This window comes from Fibrobacter sp. UBA3629 (assembly GCF_002374005.1).
Classification (GTDB): Bacteria; Fibrobacterota; Fibrobacteria; order Fibrobacterales; family Fibrobacteraceae; genus Fibrobacter.
The window spans coordinates 1-14,973 of sequence record NZ_DFLC01000030.1; the positions used below are offsets into that span (position 1 = coordinate 1).

At 49.1% G+C, this 14,973-nt stretch carries 19 protein-coding genes and 1 tRNA gene; 15 read left to right on the top strand and 5 right to left on the bottom strand.

Annotated elements, in window-relative coordinates; genetic code table 11:
• The 3 genes from B2310_RS09185 to B2310_RS09195 form a co-directional block, all read right to left on the bottom strand.
• Positions 1-917: beta-galactosidase (locus tag B2310_RS09185; protein ID WP_290730760.1), on the bottom strand; the 917-nt coding region annotated here is incomplete at its 3' end.
• Between the two features lie 29 nt (positions 918-946).
• Entirely contained in the window at positions 947-1,375 is a 429-nt protein-coding gene (locus B2310_RS09190; RefSeq protein WP_290730762.1) for a hypothetical protein, read from the bottom strand.
• Position 1,376: 1 nt separating this feature from the next.
• Positions 1,377-1,931, bottom strand: a complete 555-nt coding sequence (locus tag B2310_RS09195) for a hypothetical protein (protein WP_290730765.1) — start codon at positions 1,929-1,931, stop codon at positions 1,377-1,379.
• Between the two features lie 94 nt (positions 1,932-2,025).
• On the opposite strand from B2310_RS09195, the gene B2310_RS09200 reads away from it, so the two are divergent.
• The 3 genes from B2310_RS09200 to B2310_RS09210 all read left to right on the top strand — a co-directional run bounded on the left by B2310_RS09200 (position 2,026) and on the right by B2310_RS09210 (position 4,987).
• A complete protein-coding gene (locus tag B2310_RS09200) occupies positions 2,026-3,381 on the top strand; it encodes an ATP-binding protein (protein ID WP_290730768.1) in 1,356 nt (451 codons plus the stop codon).
• 254 nt (positions 3,382-3,635) lie between these two features.
• Entirely contained in the window at positions 3,636-3,953 is a 318-nt protein-coding gene (locus B2310_RS09205; protein ID WP_290730771.1) for a type II toxin-antitoxin system RelE/ParE family toxin, read from the top strand.
• 11 nt (positions 3,954-3,964) lie between these two features.
• Positions 3,965-4,987: an ImmA/IrrE family metallo-endopeptidase gene (locus tag B2310_RS09210; RefSeq protein ID WP_290730774.1), complete on the top strand. Its 1,023-nt coding sequence runs from the start codon at positions 3,965-3,967 to the stop codon at positions 4,985-4,987.
• Positions 4,988-5,042: 55 nt separating this feature from the next.
• Here B2310_RS09210 and B2310_RS09215 read toward each other — a convergent pair whose 3' ends face one another.
• Positions 5,043-5,345: a type II toxin-antitoxin system RelE/ParE family toxin gene (locus B2310_RS09215; protein ID WP_097035041.1), complete on the bottom strand. Its 303-nt coding sequence runs from the start codon at positions 5,343-5,345 to the stop codon at positions 5,043-5,045.
• Positions 5,342-5,644, bottom strand: coding sequence for a type II toxin-antitoxin system RelB/DinJ family antitoxin (locus tag B2310_RS09220; protein ID WP_290730779.1), 303 nt, complete (start codon positions 5,642-5,644; stop codon positions 5,342-5,344). The genes B2310_RS09215 and B2310_RS09220 overlap by 4 nt, the downstream gene beginning before the upstream one ends.
• 57 nt (positions 5,645-5,701) lie before the next feature.
• Between B2310_RS09220 and B2310_RS09225 the strand changes: the two genes are divergently transcribed.
• From B2310_RS09225 to argS, 12 genes are all read left to right on the top strand, one after another.
• Positions 5,702-5,926, top strand: a complete 225-nt coding sequence (locus tag B2310_RS09225; protein ID WP_290730782.1) for a Txe/YoeB family addiction module toxin — start codon at positions 5,702-5,704, stop codon at positions 5,924-5,926.
• 645 nt (positions 5,927-6,571) lie between these two features.
• Positions 6,572-7,375 carry a restriction endonuclease gene (locus B2310_RS09230; protein ID WP_097035711.1) on the top strand — a complete coding sequence of 268 codons (804 nt, stop codon included), beginning with the start codon at positions 6,572-6,574 and terminating at the stop codon, positions 7,373-7,375.
• Positions 7,372-8,400 (top strand): site-specific DNA-methyltransferase, encoded by a 1,029-nt coding sequence (locus tag B2310_RS09235; protein ID WP_097035039.1) that lies wholly within the window; start codon positions 7,372-7,374, stop codon positions 8,398-8,400. The genes B2310_RS09230 and B2310_RS09235 overlap by 4 nt, the downstream gene beginning before the upstream one ends.
• Positions 8,401-8,806: 406 nt before the next feature.
• Positions 8,807-10,129 carry a tRNA (N6-isopentenyl adenosine(37)-C2)-methylthiotransferase MiaB gene (gene miaB, locus B2310_RS09240; RefSeq protein WP_290730789.1) on the top strand — a complete coding sequence of 441 codons (1,323 nt, stop codon included), beginning with the start codon at positions 8,807-8,809 and terminating at the stop codon, positions 10,127-10,129.
• Positions 10,130-10,175: 46 nt separating this feature from the next.
• The gene (locus tag B2310_RS09245) at positions 10,176-11,135 is read left to right on the top strand and encodes an SPOR domain-containing protein (RefSeq protein WP_290730793.1); all 960 of its coding nucleotides are present in this window, start codon (positions 10,176-10,178) and stop codon (positions 11,133-11,135) included.
• A 104-nt stretch (positions 11,136-11,239) separates the two neighbouring features.
• Positions 11,240-11,323, top strand: a tRNA-Leu gene (locus tag B2310_RS09250).
• Between the two features lie 53 nt (positions 11,324-11,376).
• The gene (locus B2310_RS09255; protein ID WP_290730796.1) at positions 11,377-12,072 is read left to right on the top strand and encodes a hypothetical protein; all 696 of its coding nucleotides are present in this window, start codon (positions 11,377-11,379) and stop codon (positions 12,070-12,072) included.
• A 7-nt stretch (positions 12,073-12,079) separates the two neighbouring features.
• The gene (gene panD, locus B2310_RS09260) at positions 12,080-12,433 is read left to right on the top strand and encodes an aspartate 1-decarboxylase (RefSeq protein WP_173380904.1); all 354 of its coding nucleotides are present in this window, start codon (positions 12,080-12,082) and stop codon (positions 12,431-12,433) included.
• 38 nt (positions 12,434-12,471) lie between these two features.
• The gene (locus tag B2310_RS09265; RefSeq protein ID WP_290730799.1) at positions 12,472-13,014 is read left to right on the top strand and encodes a hypothetical protein; all 543 of its coding nucleotides are present in this window, start codon (positions 12,472-12,474) and stop codon (positions 13,012-13,014) included.
• Positions 13,014-13,424 carry a LytR C-terminal domain-containing protein gene (locus tag B2310_RS09270; RefSeq protein ID WP_290730802.1) on the top strand — a complete coding sequence of 137 codons (411 nt, stop codon included), beginning with the start codon at positions 13,014-13,016 and terminating at the stop codon, positions 13,422-13,424. The genes B2310_RS09265 and B2310_RS09270 overlap by 1 nt, the downstream gene beginning before the upstream one ends.
• Entirely contained in the window at positions 13,411-13,827 is a 417-nt protein-coding gene (gene rsfS, locus B2310_RS09275; RefSeq protein ID WP_290730804.1) for a ribosome silencing factor, read from the top strand. The genes B2310_RS09270 and rsfS overlap by 14 nt, the downstream gene beginning before the upstream one ends.
• A partial coding sequence (gene argS / locus B2310_RS09280; protein ID WP_290730807.1) for an arginine--tRNA ligase occupies positions 13,814-14,973 on the top strand: 1,160 nt, incomplete at its 3' end. The genes rsfS and argS, both read left to right, overlap by 14 nt.

Here is a 14,973-nt window from a genome sequence, read left to right on the forward strand (position 1 = left end):
AGCGCATGCGTATAGACATCGCCAAAACCGTTGGAAGGCAGCACCAGCTGGGTCTTCTTGAACACGGACGCATAATAGTCCAGCATATCCTTCAGCACCGAGTCGGCGGGCATCACGCTCCCCAACATGTGCGAGGTGTGCCATTCGCCCCATTCGCCAAAAGTGCGGACATCGATGTATTCGATACGCGGGTCGCCGTCGTATTTTTCGGCCAGGGCCTTCGCAAACTCCTTCGCCGCCCAGATATAGATGGAATCGTCCCAGACGGGAGCGTACGCATGGTATTCCGTCCCACGCAAGTCAATCTGGATTTTCTTCGCGCCCATCTCGTAGACAAAGGGCGGAGTCCAGTCGTAATCCTCTTGGGGCGGGAAGTCACTCTTGATAAACGAAGGGGTGTACGGCAGCACGCGCAGGGCGTAAGTCATGTTGTGCTCAGCAAGTGCGTTCAGCAGTTTTTCCAGTTCCGTCCAGTCGTAAACGCCCTTAGCCGGGTTCAACTTGTTCCACTGCTGGTAACCGGAGCCGTATGAGACAAGGTCCCACGCCCGGTTGTTCAAGGAACCGTAAGGACCGTATTCGAATTCCGGAACAAACGTCCACGCGCCACCCGTCGGAACCGTAAAGCCCTTGTGCGGGTTAGAAAGCGGCCCATCGAAACGCTTGAGCGTGTAAGTGATTTTGGTGGTGTCTGCAGAAGGAACCGAGGATGTGCCTTTCTCGTCATTGCGAGAACTCGAAGAGTTCGTGGCAATCCATGACGAACTACTTGAAAAAATGTCTGCCGACGAACTCGGCTCTTCAACAACGCTGCTTTCTGTATTCTCGGGTCCGGAGCCGCTCGAATCATCGCCACAGGCGACAAGGAGGGCAAACAAGGACGCAAAAAATGCGAGCAAAAACTTTTGGCGATTCATATCAAGTTTCTTTCTTTGCCCTTATCAAATCACGGACAACTAGGTTCAAAATAAAACACGCATGAATAAAGTCTTTTTGAATCCACCCTATAATGATCTGAGCCTCTTTCTGAAATAATGCTATAAGAAGAATCACATGGCGTTTCCATAGTATCAATAACAATATATGTATTGTTCAAATCCTTCCCACTTACAACATAATCCAAAGTATCGCCTAAGACAACCACACTCAAAGATATGGTGTCTTTATATCCATGTTGAAACGGAATTTCATAAGAAGTACATTTGTACGAACTACAATTGCTGTAAGAGTGCCTATTAGAAAGAATCGTATCAATCACTGCGACTGATTTTATTTCTATGCGTTCCTCAAACCCACCGGAACAATTATCGCAAGCGGTATAGAACAGAGCAAGAATGAACACAAGAACAACAGGTAAAAGCTTTTTGACAATCATATTAATCCTTTTTAATATTCAGCCATTTTTTTCCACAATCGTCAATTTTCATAAGCATATTATCATCACATCCAAAATCACCACAAATAGAAGAAATCAAATAGCCCTCATCTTTTAGAGTAATACTAATCCCGTTAATAAAAACAGGAAGTTTATCCAGCTTACAATCTTCATTCGGTTTTTCACGAGTTGTTTGCACACACACCAATTCACCTGACTCGCATTTTTCACCTGTCAAAGAAAATGAGAATTCATTTCCTTCTTCTGTACAAAAAACTTTTCCTCCGCTCATTTTAAACGATTGTCCAAAAACACAAAGCAGCAAGGAATCTAGCTTTTCGCCAAGTCCCAGTTTATCCAAATGACACGTAATCAAATTCTCAGGCGTTAGAGAATTCAACCAATCCTGGCACTTGGCCTTGCGATCCTCTTCAGACACAGCATTATTTTTTTTCGTAGCCTTTTCCGAAGATGAACACGCAACAAGCAAGCCTACAAGCACCGCTGCGGTCATCAGAAGAATTTTCACAAGAGATTTGCTAAAGGGTTCCATCATAATTTAAGTATAATAAAAAAAAAGTCAATTTTTTCAATAATCTTTATTGGAAAAGGTAAAATTTTTGATTATATTTCATAGAAAAAGGTAACAAATGCTATACCGCAAAAACGAAATTTTGCTTAAAAATTGGCTAAAAAGCGATAAAAAAGCCATTTTACTGACGGGAGCCCGCCAGACGGGAAAAACGTTCCTTATAAGGCACGTTCTTGAGTCAAATGACCAAAATTTCGTCGAAATCAACTTCTTGAAGAGTCCCGAACTGCTGGGGCTGCTCGAATCCGCCAAGAACAAGGATTTTTCGGCATTCTTTACACGACTCCAGTTTGCCACGCGGAAGGAACTCACCAAGGGGAATACAATCATCTTTCTGGATGAGGTTCAGGAATACAAGGAAATCCTGACGGCCATAAAGTTCCTCGTAGAGGAAGGCTCGTTCCGGTATGTCCTTAGCGGCTCGCTCCTGGGTGTGGAACTGACAGACCTGCGTTCGGCTCCGGTGGGCTACTTGCCAACCGTCGAGATGTTCCCGATGGATTTTGAGGAATTCCTGATTGCACAGAAGATTCCTGCTGACGCTTTGGCTCGGCTGCGAGAAAACTTTACCGCCAAGACCCCCGTTGATGAATTTGTCCATAACAAGATTTTGGATGCTTTCTACACCTATCTGATTGTCGGGGGCATGCCGGCCGCCGTGCAGAAATTCGTCGATTCAAATGATCTGAATGCCGTCACGAGAATTCATAAGGACATTCTTAAGCAGTACAACTGGGATTTTTCAAAATACGAGAAGGAACGCAAACTTCACCTGATAAACACTTACGACTTGATTCCTTCCGAATTGAACTCCAAGAACAAGCGCTATATGTTCGCGGACCTTGGAGCCAAGCAGAAATTCGGCCGTTACGAGAACAGTTTCAACTGGCTTATTGACGCGGGCGTCGCCATACCGACTTTCAATACGACAGAACCTGTGGTACCGTTGAAAATCAACAAGCAGAACAATTTGTTCAAGCTGTTCCTTTCGGATGTGGGGCTATTGACAACAAGTTACGGGCGGGCTTCGCAGATGCAGCTGCTACAGGGCGGACACGATATGAACTGCGGGGCCATCTTCGAAAACGCCGTCGCCCAAGAACTACGCGCCCATGGTTACGACGGCTATTATTTCAACAGCAAAAAACTCGGCGAACTCGACTTTGTCATCGAATACGAGGGCAAGTGCCTCCCCATCGAAGTCAAGAGCGGCAAGGACTACACCAAGCATTCCGCCTTAAATAACGTGCTGCAAATAGAGAATTACGACATTCCGCAGGCATTCGTATTCGCAAATGCAAATGTCTCTGTCCGGGGGAACATCACCTATTTCCCCATCTACATGATTATGTTCCTAAACGAAACCGCCACGCCATTGCCAACAATGCCGCGACTGGACTTGTCAGATTTGTAAATCTAGAAGGCTCATGCCGAAGGCCGAGCCCTTGTTCGCGTGCGGTGCAGGCAGAGCCGTGGCTGAAGCGACCTTTGGACACTTGGCCTTTAGGCCTTAGTGTACATGGCCACCTTTAGGTGGTGGGGGACCCCTCCCCCTTTATTTATCTACAAAATCGACCCTATTTTTGTAAAAATAAGACACCCCTTGCGTTTCTTAAAAATTTTTATTATATTAAAAAAAAGAGATTTTTGATTAACGGTGGAGGTTTCTTGAAAGTTGAGTTTAGAGATAAGGATTTGGAACTTTGCGCAATGGATGAGGCTTATGCAATACGGCGAATGGGCAAAAAACGGGCAAAATGCTACAGAACGCGAATCAACGCCTTGGTCACAGTCGCAAATTTCGCCGATTTATCCAAGTATCCAGGTCATTTTCATGAATTGGTCGGAAACCGAAAAGGACAATGGGCATGCGACCTTGATCAACCATACCGATTGATTATTTGGGGCGCAGAACCGGACAAGGCTGTTATTTGGGCGGAAGTTACCGAGGCCGAAGTCATAGAAATTATAGATTATCATAAATAGAGAGGAATAATATGGCAGAAGAAAAAGAACTCCTTTTGTGGGGGGCAACTTCCCCTGGAGAAATTCTTGAAGAAAAACTTCAAGAAATGAATGTGGATGTTAACGATTTCGCCGCACGAATCGGCTACACCCCCAAGACGGTGAACGAATTGCTCAAAGCCAAGTGCAGGGTAACGGTCGAAATGGCCTACAGCCTTGAATTTGGGACAGGAATTCCTCAGTATTGTTGGCTAGAAGCACAAAAGCTGTACGAACGGGATCTCTGGCGTGAAAAGGTCAAGAAATCTCTCAAGAATCGGATTAACTGGCGCAAGTTCTTCCCTATCGGCGAACTCAATCCGCGCACATGGATCAAGGACTTCAACAACAAAGAAGACGGCGTATCGCCCATCCTCAAGTTCTTCGGGGTGGCAAGCCCCAAGGCGTGGGAAAATTACTACTACAAGAACCGCCTGAAGGTGGCCTTCCGCATCTCGCTGGCCGAAACCGAAGACCCGTACGCGGCCTCCGTGTGGATGCGCCGCGGCGAAATCCTCGCCGACGAAATCAAGATGGAAAAGCAGAACGACAAAAAACTGCGTTCCGCCATCAAGAAGGCGATGCCGCAATTCGTGGAACTGGCCAAAAACGACGTTGCCGCGTGGGAAGATTTACGCCGCAAGAAGGCCCTGCCCAAGCCGAAGGTGGGTGAAGATTTTATTGACGACGGCATGCACAAGTTGCAGGAACTGGGCGCAAAGCTCGGAATCAAGGTGCTCTACGCGCAGAACTTCAAGTCGGCGCCGATTCATGGCATGGCCCGCTGGTACAAGGACATCCCCGTCATCCAGCTGCACGACCGTTTCAAGGACCGCAATGCGTTCTGGTTCACGTTCTTCCACGAACTCGGCCACATCGTGCTCCACGGCAAGAAGGACATCTTCATCAAGAACGTCTATTACGGCAACAAGAACCAGCAGAAGGACGACGAGGCAAACGCATTCGCACAAAAATACATGACGCAGGCAGGGCTGGAAGATTCACGGATTCCTTAAAAACCCGCCTATTTTATTAGATGTGAGCAATCATATCTATTGGTAACGTTGAAGGCTATTTTGTTTCCTGTCTGCAATAAAAGACGCGCAATATAACGACGATTCGCTTGTTATGGTCGACATGGTAAAACAGTCGGTAATTGTCCACTGACATCGATCGAACTTCACGTAAAATCCAGGGTTCGTCTTGACATAAGGCGAAAGCTTCTGGAAAATCGGACAATGTATTCACCGATTCCTGAATTTTTCCCATTAGATTCTTTGCCGCGATAGGCGAACAAAGTGCTACGCTGATATAGTCAAAGATTTGATCGATATCATCCTGTGCTGCGGAAGAAAAATGGACTTCGAAATTCATACCTTGTATTTTTTCTTGACATCGGAAAGGACCATCGCGGCGGGGCGAGTGCGGCCTTTCAGCATGTCGTTGTAGCCCTTCTCGAGTTCCGCATCGAGGCGTTCTTTAGACCATTTGGCGGAGTTTTCTGGAGCCTTGGGCAACTTCACGTCGAAGGGAATTCCCTGTTGCAGAATAATCTGCTTGTAGAACATGTTGATGGCGCTGGAAACGGATATGCCGAGGGTTTCCAGGACGTTTTCGGCCTGTTCCTTAACATCGGGCTCTATGCGAGCGTATAAATTTGCAGTCTTGTTCATGCCACTCAATATACATTTTTGTACGCACAAATGCAATACATTTTTTTTTGATAAAAATTGAAACTTGCAACTTCTGGACAAAAAGACTCTAAAAAAGTTAATCAACTATTAAAAAATATCGAGCGCAGCAATTTTGAAGGTCTTGGTAAACCCGAGGCGCTTAAAGGCAACTTGAGCGGATTCTGGAGCCGCAGAATCGACGACGCAAACCGTCTGATTTATCGAATCAACGACGAATTTATCGACATTCTCTCGTGCAAAGGCCATTACGAGAACGTCTGACTAGGAAGGACGGAGCCTTTAAGTCAGATTGTTGCTTTTTTGTCATGCCCGTGCAAGCGGGCTTTCTTTTCCCCAAAAAAATTATATATTTATTCTTGAAAATAGAGTTTTCTCTTATTCTCGGCTTGAAATCTCGACCATTTCTTACACAGAGGATAAGACGAACGCTCACGTCTGCGGCAATTCCATTGCCGTATCGTTTTGCTATGGGCAAATTATATTTGCTTTTTTAGTTACACGACCTTAACTGGGGCGTGAGTTGTTTGTGTTTATTTGTGTAGGGCTGTCGAGAGCCTCAAGTCGATAAACGCATTCAACTCCACGCCTTTTTTGTATTCAAAAAAATTGGATTGATTGCTGAATAAGGGTGATCTCGTACCGGAGTTCAACTCTTGTTCTTGACTTGAAATCTCGACAATTTCTACACAAAGAATAAGACTTATACTCGCCAACGCCTATGTAATACATGGGTGTAGTGTATCCTGAGAGAATAATATTCTCTTGGGTTATATTGGTCATACCGTTGCAAACCTGTAAAGGCGAAGCAATCTCTTGACTCATATTGCGAGTTTTGTTCTTTGAAATGTCGTGCGTTTTGGCACTTGCGAGAGTGACTCGTTCACTTTCAGTAAGGAGTCAAATAAAATGCCCGCCATTTTACGAGCAGCAAATCCATGGACACAAAAAAGCATCGACTACGCAGCAAACCGCCCCTATCTAGATGATTTGTACACAGTCTATCCTGTGGTACACGAAAATGTACGCAAAATAGATGAAAGAATCATGTATCGCGTTGAAATGTACTTTAACGAGAGAGATAATTTCAATCTAATAGCCTCTCTGTTGGATTTAGACCTGTTTCCTGTAAAAGACAGTTATATTCCCTTCTTACGAAAATCAAAAGACGCCATTAGAAGAAATCCGCAAATAATCAACCGCATCTGCGGGGATCTCTATGAAATGGGATTCAGGGAGCTCTATAAAAGATGCACCGAACCCAAAGAAGCCAATCGCCAAATGGGTCCCATGTTTCGCAATTGGCTTAATTCTGGGGCTTTAGGAATTAGACCTGTTCCTGAATCAGTTTTTGTTCGTAGTACAGGAAATGCAATTCTTGATGGATCCGACAGTTCAATGATGGATTTTGCTAGACGGAATTTCGGATACAACCGAGAAAAAGGGCTTGATTTCATAGCTCGATATAACGGCCGTTATGTTATTGGCGAAGCAAAATTCATTTCTGATTTTGGTGGTCATCAAAATGACCAGTTTGTGGATGCTATTGCGACAATTGAATCTCCCCTTAGAAATAACGATGTCGTAAAAATCGGCATAATTGATGGTGTTCCTTATATACGGAATAACGGGAAACTTTTCCTTAATTTGATCAGGACAGAATACAACATCATGTCGGCTCTTGTACTTCGTGATTTTCTGGAGTCGCTATGAAAAACACTCTCATAAAAGGCGACAACATAGATTCACTGGTGTATATCCGTGATAAGATGAAATTACGCGAATCTATTGATTTGGTCTATATTGATCCTCCTTTTGCAACGGGAGGTGAGTTTAAAACAGATTCTAATGGACGTGTAGCTACAATTAGTAGTTCGTCATCCGGTAAAATAGCGTATTCTGATAAATTAACTGGTTCGGCTTTTATTGAATTTTTGCGCGAGAGGGTTCAAATTATATACGATCTTCTTTCTTCGCAAGGTTCATTCTATTTACACATAGACTATAAAATTGGTCATTATGTAAAGTGCATGCTTGATGAAATTTTTGGAATTGAAAATTTCAGGAATGATATAACAAGAATAAAATGCAATCCGAAAAATTTTTCAAGAATTGGCTATGGCAACATAAAGGATATGATTCTATTCTACACAAAAGGAAAGAATCCTATCTGGCACGAGCCAAGAATTCCTATGTCAGAAGAGGAAATTGCAAAGTTGTATGCAAAAGTTGACAAAAACGGAAGACGCTATACAACTGTTCCAATCCACGCTCCTGGCGAAACAAAAGATGGAAAATCTTCGCAAAAATTCAAAGGGATTTTACCCCCTCCAGGAAGGCATTGGAGATGTAGTGTGGAAGAACTAGAACAATTAGATAAAGATGGTTTAATTGAATGGTCTGCATCGGGAAATCCGCGTAAAATCAACTACGCCGATGAACATCTGACCAAGAAGTTGCAAGATATTTGGACTTTCAAGGATTCTCCTAATCCTATTTATCCGACAGAGAAAAATCACGAAATGTTGCAAACAATTATTAAGGCGTCCTCCAATGAGGATTCCATCGTGATGGATTGCTTTGCCGGCTCGGGAGGCACTTTGGTTGAAGCAAGCAGGTTGGGACGCAAATGGATTGGCGTCGATAAATCGGATATAGCAATTGAAACCATTAAAAAGAATCTTGAGAATAATGGTTTCTTTGCTAATGAATCAATGTATAAATACATCGAAATTTAGCTTGTAAGTTGTTAGATAATTCGTGGGCATTGCAAAAATCCCTGTGGCTCTGCCATGACAATTCGCGCAAGCACGATTGTCACGGCATTCGCCTTCGGGGGTTTTAGGGGGCGGAGCCACCTAGGCGAGAGGGTGACGGAAGACTTGCCCTTATCACGCTGTGAAATGAAATGTATGGATCCCGTCGCCATTTCATGGCTCCAGGATGACGCAGAAGGGGCAAGGCTGCAGGCAGGGGGACACTTCCCCCTTTCAAATAAATGCGCGCATTTCCCTAACCACTAGCCACTAGCCACTAACCACTTTTTCTAAATGGCACGCTTCGCGTGCATTTAGTTCGGCTCGGACATGCTCGTTCAAGCAAGCTTGACTCGCGCGTCACTCGCCTTTTACTAAATTTACCCGCATGAAAAAATACCACTTGGCCACATACGGCTGCCAGATGAACGAGTATGACTCGGCGATGATTGCCCAGGAGCTCGACATGTGCGGTTGCGTCGAGACGAGCAACCAGGAAGATGCCGACTTTATCATCGTGAACACCTGCAGCGTGCGCGAGAAGGCCGAGGAAACCGCCATCGTCAACATCAGCAAGCTCAAGTACTTGCGCAAAAAGAATCCCGATGTGAAAGTCGTGGTATGCGGCTGCATGGCGAAGAATCGCGGGCCGGAACTTTTGAAGAGGCTACCGAACGTGAGCTACATCGTGGGGCCGGACCAGTACAAGAAAATTCCGGAGCTGTTGCTGGGCGATGCCAAAAGTCCGCTGCACCAGACGCACCACAAGATGTTTATCGACGAGGACCTGAGCGAGAACTACCTGGGCGAATACGCGAAACTCCAGAACGACTTCACCACCTTCGTCGCCATCCAGCGCGGTTGCAACAAGCGCTGTAGTTACTGTATTGTGCCGTATCTGCGCGGGCCGGAAAAGTACCGCGACATGGAAGACGTGCTTGCCGAAGTGCGCAAGGCGGCCGACAAGGGCATTACCGAGGTGACGCTCCTTGGCCAGACGGTGAACGCCTACAAGACGGAAGGTGGCAATTTTGCCGACCTGCTCACGAAGGTTTCTGAAATCGGTGGCATCCGCCGCATCCGCTTTACGAGCCCGCACCCGAGGCATTACACGAACGAGCTCATCGACGTGCTGCTGAACAACCCGAAGGTCTGCCATTACGCGCACATCCCTATCCAGAGCGGCTCCGACGCCATGCTCAAAAAGATGCGCCGCCAGCACAACATGGAGCAGTACCTCTCGATTATCGAGCAGTTGCGAAGCAAGGACCCGTTCTACGGGATTTCGACGGACGTAATTTGCGGTTTCGTGGGCGAAACGGAAGAAGATTTCGAGCAGACGCTCAAGGCATTTGAACAGTGCCAGTTCGACAGCGCCTTCATGTTCATCTACAGCCCGCGCAAGGGAACGGAATCGTACAAGGAAGCGGAGACGCTCACCGAGGCCGAAAAGAACGAGCGCCACACGCGCCTGGTGGAACTGCAGAACGCCATCACGCTCAAGCGTAACCAGATGATGCTCGGCCGCACCGAGGAACTGCTGGTGGAAAAGAACTCCGTGCGCGACGAAACGGAACTGCGGGGCCGCACCGACAACTTCAAGAAGGTGGTGTTCAAACCGGAAGAAGGCCGCATCGTAAAGCCCGGCGACTACGTGAAGGTGAAGCTGGACGACATCCGCGGGTGGACAATCCGCGGGACGCTGGTGTGAAGTGTGGGGTGTGAAGTGTGGGGTGTGGAATGAAAGGTTTAAGGTAATGAAGATGAAGTTTTGGAATGTTCGCGGAATTGCCGCTATTTTGTTCTTGATTTGCAGTACAAGTGCATTTGCGCAGCCCACGGCACAGGCAACCACCCCGTCCATCGCCGATGCACAGAAGGCCTACGTGGCCGGCAAGTGGAAAGACGCCGCGACCGCCTACGAGGCTGCGTGCCCCAGGGAACCTGATTCGGTACGCGCCGAATGCTACCTGTGGAATGTCCTTGCCCTTTCGCAGACCGGAAACGCGAAGGACTTTTCCAAGGCGGGCAAGCGCCTCGACAGCCTCATCGGCCAGACCAACCCCCAGCACAAGGTATATGCCGACCTCATGATGACCAAGGCTCAGTTCCAGCTGTACATGGGCAGGCACGCCAAGGCTGCCGAAGCCTTGATCCACGCGATCGAGACGTCGCAACCGCACCAGGTCGTCGTCCTCAAAAAGATTTGTGCCGCCGTGCAGCCCAAGGTCAAGCAGCAGGCACTGAACGAAGCCTGCGCCCGACTCGACGAGCCGCAACCGGCCGCCACAGTCCCGGATACGGCCAAACCCGCTCCAGCAGCAACGGACAGCGTCAAGGACACGCTTCAAAGTCCAACGCAGCCTCCCGAACCGCCGAAACCCGTCGCAGCAGCAGATTCCGCTCCGGCACCGGAGGTCAAGCCTGCACCGGAGGTCCAACCCGAAACAAAAGTTCCCGATAAAGTCCCAAGCGCGGCAACCGAATCCTGGATTTTGCAACTCGGTGCCTTCGGCGTGAAATCCAACGCGGATTTGCTGGTCAGCAACCTCAAAAAACGCGGCATCGCGGCCACTATCGAAGAACGCGCCGGAGAGACGAAAACGCTCTACCTCGTGCAGACGGGGCCCTTCGAAACCAAGGAAAAGGCTGTTGATTTCGGTGCAAAGAAACTCGCGCCGATCAACGTGGAATTCAGGGCAATTCTGAAAAAATAGGATCGGGCAGGCCCTTCGGACCCCTAAAATTTGTTCAAATTTCGTATTTTTGCGCATTTTCCCTACAAAAAAACATAAAATGTTCTATATTTAGGACACCCCAAGCCGGGGTGGTGAAATTGGTAGACGCGCCGGACTCAAAATCCGGTACTCGCGAGAGTGTGAGGGTTCGATTCCCTCCCCCGGCATATAGGATAGGAGTAAAAGCCTAATGTCTTTTTGGAGCAAGATTGGATTAATAATGTTCCTCGCATGCGCGATGTCCTTCGCGCAGTTTGACGACGAACCGTCTGGCGACGAGTCGACGGAACAGTCTTACTCTTACGGTGACGATAATTCATCCGACGATGGCGCATCGGTCGGCGAGGCAACCGCCTCCGGCGACCAGTGGGAAGGTTTCCGCTACGAAGACCTCGGGCTCACCCAGTGGGAATTCCAGCAGGCAAAAGAAGAAGGCATTTCGAGGGACAAGCTCACCAGGCTCGTGGAGCTTGGTGTCCGCATTTCCGAATACCTCCAGAAACCGTGGAACAAGCTCGGCGTTTCCGAAGATGACTGGCTCGCCCAGCGTTCGCAGGGAATGGAAGATGCAGACATCGACCGTTCCTACAGGAACAAGTCTGGCAACCAGGGCGCCGCCTACCTCTCCCTACTCCTCCCCAGCTACTATCAGTGGAAGATGGACCAGTCCACAAAGGCTATCTGGATTGACGTGCTCTGGGTCGCAAGCGTGGGAGCAACGACTTACCTCGCCGTAAGCGGCAACAACGCATGGTGGTACGGCCTTATCGTCGTGGCCGGCGCCCACATCTGGTCGTTCGCCGACGCATTCTTCGGTACCCAGTGGGACAGCAACCCCGATGCGAACCGCTTCAGCTATGGTGTTCTCCCGACCCCGGAAAAGGGCGTCCTGGGATTCTTTAATGTAAAGTTCTAAGCGCATCATGCAGCTGGAATTACTCAAAAGCAAAATTCACCGCGCTACCGTAACCGACGCAAACCTCAACTACGAGGGCTCGATTACGATTGCCCGCGATTTGATGGACGCCGCAAACATCCTCCCCTTCGAAAAGGTGGGCGTGCTCGACGTGAACAACGGCAGCCGCCTCGACACCTACGTCATCGAAGGCCCGGCCGGTTCCGGAGTCATCTGCCTGAACGGGGCTGCAGCCCGCCTCGTGCAGCCCGGCGACCTCGTGATTATTGTCGCCTACGCGACCATGAGCGAAGAAGAGGCCAAGTCGTGGAAGCCGACCGTCATCCACGTGAACGCGAAGAACGAAATCACGAACAAGTAGCCCGGATCGACATCGTCCGAGATACTTATATTTCCAGCATGCGGTTTACCCTTCTGTCTGTAGCAATCCTTGCGGCCTTCGCGTTTTCTGCGGAGCCCGTCCCAAGCGATTCGCTCTCCGCAAGCGACTCCGCCGTTGTAACACCCGCATTCGACGGCATTCCCTGGAACCACTCGTCTTTTCCCCGTGAAAGGCTACTCCGCAGGACATCCATCGACCCGGCCCTGAGCGCCGCATTTTCGTACTCCGTGAGTTTCATGGGCGGTTCCTATGGCACGTTCGCGCAACAGAGCTATCTAGCGCACCTCGCATACGAATTCGACCCCAGCCTGCACCTCTACGCCGATTTCGGACTCTGGATGCCGCTCTATGCGAACTTCCGCGCAGGAGCACCCATACCCAAGGAAGACATCAAGCAGGGGAAAGTTGAATTCATCCTGCCCGCGATTGCCCTGGAATACAAACCGACAGACAATTCCTACATCAGGCTCATGTTCGTAAACGAGAACGACGCAATCAAGGCTTACGGACCGTTCCGTTATCCCTCGTGCTACTGGAGAAATTCTATTTTTTGCCGTTGATGAAGAACAGCGCCGTAGCCATAGCCCTCCTGCTTGCGACATTTTTTCTCTCCGCCTGTGAAGAAGAGAAGGTTGTCGTCAAGGAGAAGCGCACCTACAAGGGCGACATTGAGGTGTTGAACAGTTGCGGAGAACCAGGGGCTGCAGCCAAAATGCGAACTTTCTTACGCGAAAATGGATTCGACGTGGTGAGCTTCGGGAACGACATGTTGCAGAACTACGAGGAAACCATCCTTGTGCTCCGGAATCCGGAATGGGAAGGCGCAAAAGCTCTGGCCCAGACGCTCCAGACAAAAAACGTTCTTACCATCGTAAGCAAGCGTGCCTATGTCGACGCAGCCGTTTATATAGGAAAAGATTTTCATAAAATCATAGAACCCGAACAGGGAGAAACAGATGACAACGAATAAGCAAGAACTTCCAGAGTCCGTAAAAATCGGTGCCAGCATTTTATTTGAGCTGCGCGCCCAGAACGTGCAGCTGATTGACCTGCGCGGCATCAAGGATGTCACGGATTATTTCCTCGTGGCAACCTGCGAAAGCGAAGCCCAGATGCAAGCGATTCTGAACGAGCTCCGCAAGGAATTCAAGGCGAACAAGCTCCCGTCCGTGGGCGTGGAATACAAGGAAGGCGTGCGCTGGGCAGTGTTCGATGCGGGCCTCGACCTGATGGTCCACCTGTTCGAAGAAGAAAAGCGTAACGAGATTTCGCTAGACCGTCTCTATGCCGACGGCAAGATTGAAACCCTCGACGAAAACGACTTTGTGAAGAAGACCACCAAGAAGAAGAGCAGTGAAGATGAACTCGTTTGAGCAAGAAATCGCAGAAGCGCTCGCCGCCACCGGCTCCTTCGAGAAGGAAGCCGCACTCAAGCTTATCTCCGTGCCGCCTGACACCAGCCACGGAAACTTCACCATCCCCTGCTTTTCACTCGCGAAGGTGATGCGCAAGGCCCCGAAGATGATTGCGGAAGATTTGGCCGCACAGGTGAAACTCCCCGCAGGCCTTTCGAAGGTGGAAGCCGTGAACGGCTACCTGAACTTCTTCATCGACCGCGGATTCCTCGCAAAATCTACTCTCGAAGAAATCGCTGCGAAGGGCCTGGAATACGGTCACGCCGCACCCAACGGGAAGGTCGTCTGCATCGACTTCAGCTCCCCGAACATCGGTAAGGAACTTGCCTTCCACCATCTGCGCTCCACGATGATTGGAAACTCGCTTTCCCGCATCTACAAGGCAGCCGGCTACAAGGTGGAACGCATCAACCACCTCGGTGACTGGGGAACCGCATTCGGCAAGCTTATCGTGATGTACCTGCGCGAAAACCGTCCCACCGACGACGCCACGCTCGATAGCCTCACCGTGAAGGAGCTCAACATCCTTTACGCCGCATTCTCCAAGGCATCTAAGGAAGAGCCGGGTCTCGAAGACGAAGCACGCGCCGCATTCACTAAGCTCGAACAGGGCGACGAATTCTACCGCAAGCTCTGGACAGCCTTCCGCGCCGCAACGCTGAAGGAACTTATGCGCATCTACGACATGATGGGCGTGGGCTTTGACCACTACACTGGCGAATCCTTCTTCGAAGACAAGATTCCCGCCATTCTCGACGAACTCCGCGAAAAGAACCTGATGGTCAAGAGCCAGGATTTGGACGTGGTGATGCTCGACGAATTCGACCTGAACCCTTGCCTTATCCGCAAGAGCGACGGTTCTACCTTGTACGCAACCCGCGACCTCGCCGCCGCTTGCTACCGCAAGAAGGAATACAACTTCGACAAATGCCTTTACGTGGTGGACCTCGGACAGGCGCTCCACTTCAAGCAGGTGTTCCACGTTTTGAAGAAGATGGGACGCGAATGGTACAAGGACATGTACCACATTCCGTTCGGCGTGATTCTGCAACTGGTGGACGGCAAGTGGGAAAAGGGCAAGACCCGCACGGGTACCGCAAGCCT